This window comes from Sulfuricurvum sp., assembly GCF_028713855.1.
Lineage (GTDB): Bacteria > Campylobacterota > Campylobacteria > Campylobacterales > Sulfurimonadaceae > Sulfuricurvum.
Map to the genome: position 1 here is coordinate 22,015 of NZ_JAQTNN010000004.1, position 11,527 is coordinate 33,541.

Consider the following 11,527-nt stretch of genomic DNA (forward strand, 5'->3'; position numbering starts at 1 on the left):
TATCCTTTTATCCTAAAAAGGGACTGATTGGCAGGAGCAAAAGTTAGATTTATGTTAGAAAAAGTATAATGGCATAACTTTTAGAAAGTTTTATAATTGCCTTTTTCTCCACGATAAAGAGGTATTTGAACCTTCGAAACACAAATAAGGTCAAATGGTGGAAACGAACCTAGTCAACCCTTTACTTATCCATTTTTGCAGAGAACTCACAATCCAGTTGGACTCTTTAAGTAACTCACAGGCAACCATTAACCCTACCGAGTTTGCAGAACTTATTGCTACTGCTACCCACGAAGTTTTGGATGCTTATGTCTCAGGCGAATTTGATTTACAAGCCTATCGAAGCAGTACAACCGAAGAGTATAAAGAATTAGCACAAAAAAGTATCGATTCTTATGCTGCTACCAATATGAAAATCGGGGAAATTACCGAAAGACATGCTGAATTGCTTGGAGAAACAACTGCCTCAGCTCTGATTGATTTCGGAAAAATTTCCGAAAAATTCAGTGCTATTCAAGACCATTTGAGCGATGAAGTAACTCGAGCCAATGATGTGATTTACACCCTTTTGGAACAAGTTAAAACTTTAGAGATGAAGACTTCTCTCGATCCTCTCACCAAAGCATTTAACCGCTATGCACTTCAAGAACATTTAAAAGCAGTTCTCGAAAAAGAAAAACTGGATTTTGAAAGTTTTGCACTCATGATCGATGTCGATAATTTTAAATTAATTAATGACCGATTCGGCCATATTGCCGGAGACAAAGTTCTTATCTTCATTGCGAAACTTTTGAAAAAAGCATTAAGAGACGGAGATCGAGTTTATCGATTCGGAGGCGAAGAGTTTATCATATTGCTCAACCGAACCGATTCAGCCGGAGCTCAACTCGTAGCGGAACGACTTTTGAATCTCTGTCGCAACAACAAACCGTTATTCCAAAATCAACAGATTCCGGTCACACTCAGTATCGGATTAACCAAGATTATTGAAGGTGATACGATGGATGCAATTATCACACGCTCAGATGTTGCTTTATACCGAGCTAAAAAGAATGGCAAAGACCGTCTTGAAATGGAGTTTTAATGGATATGAATTATTTTGACCTTGCTGTAGGATCGATCATTTTGCTTTTGGGGCTTAAAGGATTGTTAAACGGTTTTTCAAAAGAAATATTTGGAATGGTCGGTATTGTCGGCGGCGTCTATGTCGCTTCACACATCGGCGGGTTTATCGGAAAATTTTTAAGTGAAAATATTTTTCATTTTGAAAGCGCAACGGCAATTAATCTAGTCGGATTTATTTTTGCCTTGGGGATTTTTTGGCTGCTTATGGTGGCACTGGGTGCCGGATTTAAAAAGTTAAGTTCTCTCAGCGGTTTAGGGCCTCTCGATCGGGTCCTTGGATTTCTTGTCGGAAGTAGTAAATTTTTCTTTATTATCTCTATAATCGTCTATGCTCTTTTCAGCGTAACGGCTATACGAGAAAACTTTGAGCCTAAAATGGCGAATAGCTTTTTTTACAAACCGATGTTTGCTACGGGAGATTTTATCCTCCACATCGAAACAGATGATGTCACATCGCTAGTTGGAGATGAAAATAAAACCGATAGCGCAGAATCTAGTGAAAAAACGAATGAAAAAACTATCCAACATGGTTCGAAAAAGGAAAAATAATTTATGAATTCTTATACCGATTTCACTGAAAGAACTATTGAATACAATAAACTTTTAAATGACTTCAAGCAATTATTAAAGATTAACGGTCTCAAATTTACGATTCAGCGTGAAGTCATTTTAGAGATGCTTTATAATTCTGATGAGCATCTCACCCCTGAGGGACTCCATCATTTGATTCAACAAAAGCATCCGGAACTCAATACAGGAATTGCTACCGTTTATCGTACGTTGTCGCTTTTGGAAGAGTCTGACATGGTTACTTCTCTCTCATTTGGAGCGCAAGGGAAAAAATACGAATTAGGGGCAAAAGATCATCATGATCATATTATTTGCACAACTTGCGGCACTATTACCGAGTTTGTTGATGAAGCGATTGAAGAGCGTCAAAAAAATATTACCGAAGCATTAGGGTTCATCATGCAAGAGCATTCTATGCAAATATACGGCATTTGCAAAAATTGCCAGGACAAAACGACAAAATAAACATAGTAAAGAAGGAAAAAAATTGGCATTTGAAAACCAATACGTACAACAACGAATCGAAAAAGCTGAAGCGCTCAGAGCCCTCGGGATTGATCCGTATGCAAATAACTCCAATCGTAACACAACGATCGATAAGTTTCACAACGTTAACTCCGATTTGTTCCAAACAGAGGAAAAACGTGATGAACACCGCCATTACACGGTAGCCGGACGGATTAAACTTTATCGACTCATGGGGAAAGCGAGCTTTCTTAAAATCGAAGATGAAAGCGGTATGCTCCAAATCTACGTTGCACGTGACAACCTTCCTGAAAATTTTTACAATGACGTCTTTAAAAAATTGATCGAAGTCGGTGATATCATCGAAGTGAGCGGGTATCCGTTTGTCACTCAGCACGGTGAGCTTTCACTCCATGCCGACAAACTCACCATACTTACCAAAGCAATTTCCCCGCTACCGGAAAAGTTCCATGGTATCCAAGACAAAGAAATGCGCTATCGTCAGCGCTATCTTGATCTTATTATGAACTCGGAAGTGCGTAAAACATTTCACATTCGTTCCAAAGTAATCAGTCTAACCCGCCGTTTCTTCGAAGATAAAGGATTTTTGGAAGTTGAGACTCCGATGATGCATCCGATCGCCGGCGGTGCCAATGCCAAACCATTTGTCACCCATCATAATGCTTTGGGCGTTGATCGATTTTTACGTATTGCCCCTGAGCTTTATCTCAAACGTCTTATCGTCGGCGGATTTGAGGCGGTGTTTGAGATCAACCGCAACTTCCGTAACGAGGGGATGGATGCAACCCATAACCCTGAGTTTACCTCCATCGAGTTTTATTGGGCGTATAAAACCTATAAAGACCTAATCGAGATTACCAAAGAATATTTCGAATATCTTTTCGATCATCTTAATCTCCCTAAACGTCTCCCTTACGGTGAGTTTGAAGTCGATTTCGATCAATTTACCGAAATCGAATTGATCCAAAGTTTGAGTGTTATCGGCGGTGTTCCGGAGGAGATCGTTAATGACAAAGAAGCTATTTTGGCCTATTTGAAATCCAAAAACCTCGAAGCCAATGCCGCAATGAATCTCGGACAGCTTCAAGGCGAATTATTTGATGAATTTGTCGAAGAAAAACTGATTAATCCGACGTTTATTACCCATTATCCCGTTGAAATTTCACCGCTTGCACGCCGTAATGACGAACGTCCTGAACTGACCGACCGCTTCGAACTTTTCATTGCCGGACGTGAAATTGCAAACGCATTTAGCGAACTTAACGATCCTGTCGATCAATTAGAGCGTTTTGAGGGGCAAATGGCAGCCAAAGACTCCGGCGATGATGAAGCCCATGAGATGGATGAAGATTTTGTTACTGCTCTTTCTTACGGAATGGCACCAACCGCAGGACAAGGAATCGGAATCGACCGCCTCGTCATGATGCTGACCAACCAACACTCGATCCGGGACGTATTGCTCTTCCCGGCTATGAAACCTTTACAACACAACCAAATCAACAACGGAGAAGAAGAATGAGTTTCCTCAAAGAATTCGATAACGAAATTTACGCCCTATGTGAGCAAGAGCTCGAACGTCAAAGTGACCATTTGGAGATGATCGCTTCTGAAAATTTTACCCTTCCGGCCGTAATGGAAGCAATGGGTTCGGTCTTTACCAACAAATACGCTGAGGGTTATCCGGCAAAACGCTACTACGGCGGATGCGAATACGCAGACGGTGTTGAGCAACTCGCGATTGATCGTGCATGCGAACTATTCGGATGTAAATTTGCCAACGTGCAACCACACTCCGGTTCATCAGCAAACGGTGCAGTGTACGCAGCATTATTGCAAGCGGGAGACAAACTTCTCGGTATGGATCTCAGCCACGGCGGTCACTTGACCCACGGTTCAAAAGTAAGTTTTTCGGGTAAAAACTACCACAGTTTTTCCTACGGTGTAGAGCTTGACGGTCGTATCAACTACGAGCGTGTTATGGATATTGCTAAAATCGTTCAGCCGAAAATCATTGTCTGCGGTGCTTCAGCCTACGCTCGTGAAATCGATTTTGCTAAGTTCCGTGAAATCGCTGATGCAGTCGGAGCACTTTTGTTCGCGGATATCGCTCATATCGCAGGTCTTGTATGTGCCGGTGAGCACCCTAGCCCGTTCCCATACGCCGATATTGTTACTACGACAACGCATAAAACTCTCGCAGGTCCTCGCGGCGGTATGATTATGACCAACGACGAAGAGATCGCCAAAAAAATCAATTCCGCTATCTTCCCTGCGCTTCAAGGTGGACCGTTGGTTCACGTTATCGCGGCAAAAGCGGTCGGATTTAAATTCAATCTCTCTCCTGAATGGAAAGTATACGCTAAGCAAGTGAAAGCGAATGCGGCAGTGTTGGCCGATGTGTTAATGAAACGCGGTTATGATATCGTCAGCGGCGGAACCGATAACCATCTCATCCTCGTTTCCTTCTTGAACAAACCGTTCAGCGGGAAAGAGGCCGATGCTGCACTGGGACGTGCAGGAATCACCGTTAATAAAAATACCGTTCCGGGTGAAACACGTTCTCCATTCGTCACATCGGGAGTCCGTATCGGAAGCCCTGCTCTCACGTCACGCGGTATGAAAGAAAAAGAATTTGAACTCATCGCCAATAAAATTGCAGACGTTTTGGACGATATCGAAAATACTGAAAAGCAAGCCGCCATCAAAGATGAGTTGAAAGCATTAGCACAAAATTTCATTATTTATAAACAACCAACCTATTAATAAATAAAGGTAGCCCATGACATCGATGGATATGAAACTCATTAAAATGATCTCGGATCATTACTGGCTGAAGCATGATAATGTTGTGAATAAAATCGATTACAAAGGGCGGACTTTTTTCAATAAATACGAAAAGATTGATAAGGCATTGACCCAGTCAATCATCGATCAGCATCTCAAAAAACAGATTACTGTTGCCCACTCGCTGATTAACCAGTTCAATAAAGTAGAAAATATTGTTATCGACTACAACGGAAACGATCCTCAACGTTTTTACCACAAAACACAACTTCTTTTGCGTGAAGAGGGATTTATCAATTTTACAGCGTTTGAAACCAAAACACCGGGCCATTTGCATGTTTATATCCATAAAGGTCATACTACTTTACAAGAGGCTGATCAACTGGGTAAAATGATTTCCATGAAATTAGCCGCAAAACAACCAAAACAGTGGAGAATGTTCCCTACGCTTGAGTTGCCGATGGAATATAACATTCTCAACCTTCCCTATGAAGTGTACGCAAAAGAGCGTGGTGCTTCATGGTCGAAGCACATGTAACTCGATACTCTATAACTATGACACCTAAGGAACGGGACTAAGATGGAAGAAAAAAACGAACTCAACGATATCATCCTCAACAAAAGCGGATCACGATCAAACAGTAAAAAGCTTTTATTGGCAATTGCGGCATTAACTCTTATTCTGATCATTGTATTGGTGATTATGAATTCACTTAAGACGCAAAACGAAGCCCCAGCGCCGCATGCTGCTGTTCCTCCGGTACCATCCGCACCCACTGAAGTGATCGATGATCCGCTTTTCGAACCGGTAGAAGTGATCCAAGAGGGAGGAAATGAAACGTCTGCTCAGGATTTAGGGAAAATTGCGCAAAAAATCAAACAAGAATCATTTCAAACTGCCGCGCCAGCAGCATCTCAGCCTGCTCCAACAGCACCGGTGCAACAAAATGTTCCTGTTCAACAAGCAAAGCCGATAACACCAGCTCCTGCTGCCGCAGTCATTCCTAAAGTGGAAGCAAAAACTCCGGCTAAATCGACGGTGGCACAAACTGCACCTAAAGCGGCTCAACCGGTCGTCAATACCCCTACGATTAAAAGTGTCAAACCAACTGAACCAAAAAAAGCTGCAGAAGCGAAAAAAGTAGCAGAAGCGAAAAAAATCCCTGCTCAAGAAAGCAAAACGATAGCTGTAACTGCTCAAAAAGCAGCTGAGAAAGCACCTGTGGAAACTACCCCGAAAGCTGCTGCAGACGGAGGAACGTATTACATTCAAGTAGGGTCATTCAGCAAAGAGCCGAATAAAGCGTTATTTGATCGTCTTAATGCAAGCGGATTAAAATACATCACCGTTCCAAACGGAGCATCAACCAAAGTAATGGTTGGACCGTTCCAAGGTGAAAAAGCAGCACGTGACGTGCTCGGAACCGTTCGTAAGAACATTGAATCCGGCGCCTATATAACAGGGAAATAATGTGATCACATCGCGCCATTTTTCTCTCGACCAATTCGCTCCGATCGCCGTCTATGAAAAGGCTAAAAGCTTTTTCCCGGGTGAGGTGAGTTTTTTACTTGAAAGTGCCGGAAACAGCGAAGGCAACTACACTATTATCGTCATAGGAGCACGTGAACGGCTTATCTATGCCGATAAAAAAAGTGTCTATATTGATTCAATAAATGAATCACACCAGCTTGACATCTCCCCGTTTGATTTTTTAAAAGAGTATTATCGTAAACTCGATCAAGCGGCTTATCGTGAACGTGCACGTGAGCTGAAGGTAGGTTACATCGACGGATTTATCGGTTATATCGGATACGATATGGTACAGGTATTCGAACATGTTCTCGAAGATTCCATGAGCAATCTTATCGATCAGACACAAACCCCCGATATGGATCTCATCCTGCCGAAGCTTACTCTCGTCGTCTCTCATAAAAATGCGACGATTACCCTTTTAAGCTGTGTAGAATCAATGATAAGCCGTTTTGAGGAGATCGAGACGAATCTCAAGGCTCCTTATCAATACACCCCGTTAAAAGCGATACGGGAAGATCAAGGGGGAGAGTTTATCCATACCAAAGAGAAATTTTTCTCTATGGTCGATGAATCCAAAGAGATGATTAAAAGCGGGGATGTTTTTCAGATTCTGATGACCAACCGCTACATCCGCCATGCGCAGGTTGATCCGTTTAGTTTTTACCGTATTTTGAGACTTAAGAATCCTTCTCCCTACATGTATTTAATGGAATATGAGGGTTTCAGTATCGTCGGAAGCTCACCCGAGGTAATGGTACGTCTCAGCGACGGAGATATCTTGCTGCGTCCTATCGCAGGAACCCGTAAACGCGGAGGGACCAAACAACGGGATTTAGAACTCGAGGAGGAACTCCTTTCCGATCCCAAAGAACTCTCTGAACATTTGATGCTGATCGATTTGGGTCGTAATGATGTCGGACGTGTTGCCAAAACCGGAACGGTAAAAGTAGAGGAGATGATGCACGTCGAGCGCTATTCTCATGTCATGCATATCGTATCCGATGTCCATGCCCAAATCGCAGAGGATAAAGATATGTTCGACCTCCTTGCCGCAACTTTCACCGCAGGAACCATGACCGGTGCCCCTAAAATCCGTGCGATGGAACTTATCGCCCAGTTTGAAGGGGTAAAACGCGGTTTTTACAGCGGAACCATCGGTTATTTCGGATTTGACGGGAATATGGACAGTGCGATCACTATCCGAACCGCCCTTATCAAACCGGATTTCGTTATTTTACAAGCGGGAGCGGGAGTTGTCGCCGATTCGGTGCACGAGCTCGAATACCTTGAAGTGACCAACAAACTCGGTGCTCTTACCAGTACTTTAGATGATTTGGTCAAACCGCTATGAAGATTTTCAGTATCTTCGGTGATCCCATCAGCCATTCACGCTCACCCTTGATGCATAACAGTGTCTTCAAAGCGTTAGGCATTTGTGCTTGCTACTCCCGAACCCATTTGAATAACAGCTCACAGCTGCGTGACGTTTTTTTAGCCAAAAAACTCAGTGGTGCCAATATCACCGTCCCACACAAAGAAGCAGCATACGCCCAATGTGACGAAGTACGAGGTATCGCAAAAACGATTAAAGCCGTCAATACCATTGTGTATGAAAAAGGAAAACTCATTGGTTATAACACCGATGCAGACGGTTTTATGAGTGCCATACAATCGTTCGGCCCTATCAAAAATGCGCTAATTTTAGGAGCAGGCGGAACAGCACGTGCACTCTCGATCGCACTGCTTCGAGGAGAAATAACCCCTACCATTCTCAACCGCTCACCCGGGCGGCTGGATTTTTTTACCAAGGAAGGGATAACTGCATACTGTTGGGACGGTTTTACCGCTAAAGATTATGATCTGATTATCAACACCACTTCGGCGGGACTAAGTGATGAGGAATTGCCCATCCCACGACCGCTGCTTTTAGAACTCTTATCCCGATCCAAAGGGGCGGTTGATGTTATCTATGGGAAAGAAACCCCTTTTCTACGTGAAATCAAAGTCAGCGGCCTCCCCTACAAAGATGGTTCTGATATGCTCTTGGCACAAGGCGTTTTAGCCTCGTACCTCTTTTTGGGCGGTGAGTTTGCACTTAAAACCATCGAAGTACCTATGAAACACAGCTTTAACCTCTAATGAAAATCGACGGACGTTTTTGGCTCACCAAAGAGGGGCAAAGTTTTCTCGGTTCAGGACGGATCGAACTGCTGGAGCGAATCGATAAAATCGGTTCAATCCATGCTGCCGCCAAAGAGATGAAAATGAGCTACAAAGCGGCATGGGAGCGAATCAACGGCATGAATGCCCTCGCCGATCAGCCCCTCATCGAACGGACAACCGGAGGCAAAGGGGGCGGAGGAACAAAACTTACCCCCTATGCCCGTGAACTGATCGCAACCTTCCACCGATTTAACGAACTTCACCGCCAGTTTATCGACCGATTCTCAGAAGCGGGTAATGATCCTGAACGTCTGGCACGAATTTTAAGCCGTACCTTCCTGACTACCAGTGCTCGTAATCAGCTCCCGAGTGTACTCAAAGAAATCCATACAAACGGTCTGCATTCCACCCTCACCCTCGCCCTCAGCGGTTCGGATGTCATGCGCTCTACCATCACCGCCAAATCGGTACTCAATATGGGGCTCACAGTGGGATGCGATACCTACGCAATTATCAAATCGAGCGATATCCATGTCGTCTCCACACCACCCTCTTCCGACGCCGAGGATAACGTCCTCGCCGGTACGGTAGAAACCCTTGAAACTTCAGGGGTAAATATCGAGATCGGATTGCGCTTGGATGGTGGTACCTTTCTCATCGCCCTCGAAAAACAAGATTCACTCCAAAATCTACAAGTCGGAATGACCGCCTACGCTATTATTTCGCCGTTGCATATTATTATCGGGCTGTAATCTCTCTTGACAGAATGTATCTTTTAGGATACTATTATTCCTATGTATAAAACCAAAAAGACAGATGAATTCACTCATTGGCATTCAAAGCTCAAAGATATTAAAGCCAAGATCGCTATAGGTCGAGGAATCGACAGAATGGCGCAAGGGAATTTCGGAAAGTCTGAGCCGGTTGGTGATGGTGTGTCCGAGTTAAAGATCGATTTGGGTCCGGGATATCGGGTTTACTATTTCGTTCAAAACAAAGAAATCATCATCCTTTTAATCGGTGGGGATAAATCAACCCAACAAAGAGATATTAATAAAGCCAAAGAAGTGGCAAAGGAGTATAAAAATGGCTAATCATCTTACAGATTTTGATATGTCTGAATATTTAGACAGCGAAGAAGCTATTGCCGAATACATTTCACAAGTTCTTGAGGATGGTGATCAAGACGAACTCTTAAGAGCCGTCGGCTATATAGCTAAAGCAAAAGGAATGACCCAAATTTCCAAAGAAACAGGATTGGGGAGAGAAAGCCTTTACAAAACATTTCAAGAGGGTGCTGAGCCGAAATTCAGTACTGTTATGAAGGTTATGAAGGCAATCGGTCTTAATCTTCATGCAGACCCTATCAATGGAGCCATACAGCCGAAAATCGCACACGCATAAACTCGGCGAGCTTTTCAAACTATAATAGCTGGATTCCCGATCAAGTCGGGAATGACGAATCTTTTAACAATATAAAATACTACGAAATACCCTATCATAAAACAATACTTTTATAACGCATTATTATCAACGGTCGGACAATTTTAAGACTTTTTTCTTATAATTCGTTATATCTTACAAAACATAACGAAATTGTCGTATTTTTTGCGAACCGTTTTTGCAATGTTAGGTTTGTAGTTATCGTTATATCAAAACAGATACAAAGGAGCCTCCATGTTAACCTCTGCCCGTAATACCCTATACGGTACCGTCGATTCAGTTATCACCGGTGCGGTAAATTCTGAACTCATTTTATCAGTCGGTTCGGAAAAACTTGTCGCTACTCTCACCAATGAGTCGGTTAAGAATCTCGAAATAGCCATCGGGTCAAGTGCCTATGCCCTCATCAAATCGAGCTCAATTATTTTGGCGAAAACCAAACCGTTGCGTATCAGCGCGCGTAATGTTCTCCGAGCTACCGTAAGCGAAGTGATCAAAGGGGCGGTAAATGCTGAGATCAAAATGACAATCGGAAACACTACCCTCACTTCAATCATTACTAATGAATCGTGCGATGAGCTGATGATGAAAAAAGACGATGATGTCTATGCTATCTTCAAAGCTTCTAGTGTCATTATCGGCATGTTGTAAAAAGGAACCTCAATGAAACTGATAAAAATTGTATTGGCATCCCTTGTGTTTGCCTCCGCACTTGCGGCACAAACGATCACTGTTGCCGCTGCGGCCAATATGAAGTATGCGGCGGATGATATCGCCAAGGTGTTCACTAAAGAAAGCGGAATCGGCGTCAAAATCATCACCGGATCTTCCGGTAAACTAACGCAACAAATCATGAGCGGTGCACCCTACGATGCGTTTCTCTCTGCCGACGTCGAGTTTCCGGCAAAATTGGCACAAGGTGGGTTTACGACGACTCCATCACAAGTATATGCTTATGGGACGCTAATCCTCTGGAGTGCTACAGGTGCCGATCTCTCAAAAGGGGTTGCCGTTGTCGCTGATCCATCGGTTAAAAAAATCGCCGTTGCCAATCCAAAAACAGCCCCATACGGTATCGAAGCGATGAACGCGATGAAATATTACAAAGTAGCGAATGATGCGGCACCTAAAATCATTACCGCCGAATCCATTTCACAAGTGGGTGCCTATGTCACGACTCAAGCGGTCGATATCGGGTTTATGGCCAAATCAATCGTCCTCTCCCCTGAGATGAAAAATGTCGGGAAATGGGTTGAAGTCGATCCTAAATCGTATAACACCATCGATCAGGCAATGGTAGGACTCAAAAACGCTTCTCCTGAAAATCAAATCGCGGCTAAAAAGTTCCTCCGATTTATGTCATCAGCTAAAGCATTAGAAATTTTAAAAGCAAACGGGTATGGCTTACCTGCTAAAAAATAA

The 11,527-nt window shown here is 43.3% G+C and carries 14 protein-coding genes; all 14 read left to right on the plus strand.

The window, feature by feature from the left end; genetic code table 11:
• The first annotated feature begins 154 nt into the window (after window positions 1-154).
• The 14 genes from PHI47_RS04895 to modA all read left to right on the plus strand — a co-directional run bounded on the left by PHI47_RS04895 (window position 155) and on the right by modA (window position 11,527).
• Window positions 155-1,084, plus strand: a complete 930-nt coding sequence (locus PHI47_RS04895) for a GGDEF domain-containing protein (protein ID WP_299934373.1) — start codon at window positions 155-157, stop codon at window positions 1,082-1,084.
• Window positions 1,084-1,674 (plus strand): CvpA family protein, encoded by a 591-nt coding sequence (locus PHI47_RS04900; protein ID WP_299934376.1) that lies wholly within the window; start codon window positions 1,084-1,086, stop codon window positions 1,672-1,674. Before PHI47_RS04895 ends, PHI47_RS04900 begins: the two co-directional genes overlap by 1 nt.
• A 3-nt stretch (window positions 1,675-1,677) precedes the next feature.
• On the plus strand, window positions 1,678-2,160 hold the full coding sequence (locus tag PHI47_RS04905; RefSeq protein ID WP_299934378.1) for a Fur family transcriptional regulator: 483 nt from the start codon (window positions 1,678-1,680) through the stop codon (window positions 2,158-2,160).
• Window positions 2,161-2,182: 22 nt separating this feature from the next.
• Window positions 2,183-3,700 (plus strand): lysine--tRNA ligase, encoded by a 1,518-nt coding sequence (gene lysS / locus PHI47_RS04910; RefSeq protein WP_299934381.1) that lies wholly within the window; start codon window positions 2,183-2,185, stop codon window positions 3,698-3,700.
• Window positions 3,697-4,944, plus strand: a complete 1,248-nt coding sequence (locus PHI47_RS04915) for a serine hydroxymethyltransferase (protein ID WP_299934384.1) — start codon at window positions 3,697-3,699, stop codon at window positions 4,942-4,944. The genes lysS and PHI47_RS04915 overlap by 4 nt, the downstream gene beginning before the upstream one ends.
• Before the next feature lie 16 nt (window positions 4,945-4,960).
• Window positions 4,961-5,503 (plus strand): DUF1882 domain-containing protein, encoded by a 543-nt coding sequence (locus tag PHI47_RS04920; protein ID WP_299934386.1) that lies wholly within the window; start codon window positions 4,961-4,963, stop codon window positions 5,501-5,503.
• 42 nt (window positions 5,504-5,545) lie between these two features.
• On the plus strand, window positions 5,546-6,436 hold the full coding sequence (locus tag PHI47_RS04925) for an SPOR domain-containing protein (RefSeq protein WP_299934389.1): 891 nt from the start codon (window positions 5,546-5,548) through the stop codon (window positions 6,434-6,436).
• 1 nt (window position 6,437) lies between these two features.
• Window positions 6,438-7,850: an anthranilate synthase component I family protein gene (locus PHI47_RS04930; protein WP_299934392.1), complete on the plus strand. Its 1,413-nt coding sequence runs from the start codon at window positions 6,438-6,440 to the stop codon at window positions 7,848-7,850.
• The gene (locus PHI47_RS04935; protein ID WP_299934395.1) at window positions 7,847-8,638 is read left to right on the plus strand and encodes a shikimate dehydrogenase; all 792 of its coding nucleotides are present in this window, start codon (window positions 7,847-7,849) and stop codon (window positions 8,636-8,638) included. Before PHI47_RS04930 ends, PHI47_RS04935 begins: the two co-directional genes overlap by 4 nt.
• Window positions 8,638-9,414 (plus strand): TOBE domain-containing protein, encoded by a 777-nt coding sequence (locus tag PHI47_RS04940; RefSeq protein ID WP_299934398.1) that lies wholly within the window; start codon window positions 8,638-8,640, stop codon window positions 9,412-9,414. Before PHI47_RS04935 ends, PHI47_RS04940 begins: the two co-directional genes overlap by 1 nt.
• A 42-nt stretch (window positions 9,415-9,456) precedes the next feature.
• Window positions 9,457-9,756 carry a type II toxin-antitoxin system RelE/ParE family toxin gene (locus PHI47_RS04945; protein WP_299934401.1) on the plus strand — a complete coding sequence of 100 codons (300 nt, stop codon included), beginning with the start codon at window positions 9,457-9,459 and terminating at the stop codon, window positions 9,754-9,756.
• The gene (locus PHI47_RS04950) at window positions 9,749-10,066 is read left to right on the plus strand and encodes an addiction module antidote protein (RefSeq protein WP_299934404.1); all 318 of its coding nucleotides are present in this window, start codon (window positions 9,749-9,751) and stop codon (window positions 10,064-10,066) included. The genes PHI47_RS04945 and PHI47_RS04950 overlap by 8 nt, the downstream gene beginning before the upstream one ends.
• A gap of 273 nt (window positions 10,067-10,339) precedes the next feature.
• Window positions 10,340-10,756 carry a TOBE domain-containing protein gene (locus PHI47_RS04955; protein ID WP_299934407.1) on the plus strand — a complete coding sequence of 139 codons (417 nt, stop codon included), beginning with the start codon at window positions 10,340-10,342 and terminating at the stop codon, window positions 10,754-10,756.
• A gap of 12 nt (window positions 10,757-10,768) precedes the next feature.
• Complete coding sequence (modA, locus tag PHI47_RS04960; RefSeq protein WP_299934409.1) at window positions 10,769-11,527, plus strand: molybdate ABC transporter substrate-binding protein; 759 nt, start codon at window positions 10,769-10,771, stop codon at window positions 11,525-11,527.

Bases quoted from the DNA above. Each gene is read 5' to 3' on its own strand.
- PHI47_RS04895 (WP_299934373.1), top strand. From the start codon at position 155: ATGGTGGAAACGAACCTAGTCAACCCTTTACTTATCCATTTTTGCAGA.
- PHI47_RS04900 (WP_299934376.1), top strand. From the start codon at position 1,084: ATGGATATGAATTATTTTGACCTTGCTGTAGGATCGATCATTTTGCTT.
- PHI47_RS04905 (WP_299934378.1), top strand. From the start codon at position 1,678: ATGAATTCTTATACCGATTTCACTGAAAGAACTATTGAATACAATAAA.
- PHI47_RS04915 (WP_299934384.1), top strand. From the start codon at position 3,697: ATGAGTTTCCTCAAAGAATTCGATAACGAAATTTACGCCCTATGTGAG.
- PHI47_RS04920 (WP_299934386.1), top strand. From the start codon at position 4,961: ATGACATCGATGGATATGAAACTCATTAAAATGATCTCGGATCATTAC.
- PHI47_RS04925 (WP_299934389.1), top strand. From the start codon at position 5,546: ATGGAAGAAAAAAACGAACTCAACGATATCATCCTCAACAAAAGCGGA.
- PHI47_RS04935 (WP_299934395.1), top strand. From the start codon at position 7,847: ATGAAGATTTTCAGTATCTTCGGTGATCCCATCAGCCATTCACGCTCA.
- PHI47_RS04940 (WP_299934398.1), top strand. From the start codon at position 8,638: ATGAAAATCGACGGACGTTTTTGGCTCACCAAAGAGGGGCAAAGTTTT.
- PHI47_RS04945 (WP_299934401.1), top strand. From the start codon at position 9,457: ATGTATAAAACCAAAAAGACAGATGAATTCACTCATTGGCATTCAAAG.
- PHI47_RS04950 (WP_299934404.1), top strand. From the start codon at position 9,749: ATGGCTAATCATCTTACAGATTTTGATATGTCTGAATATTTAGACAGC.
- PHI47_RS04955 (WP_299934407.1), top strand. From the start codon at position 10,340: ATGTTAACCTCTGCCCGTAATACCCTATACGGTACCGTCGATTCAGTT.
- modA (WP_299934409.1), top strand. From the start codon at position 10,769: ATGAAACTGATAAAAATTGTATTGGCATCCCTTGTGTTTGCCTCCGCA.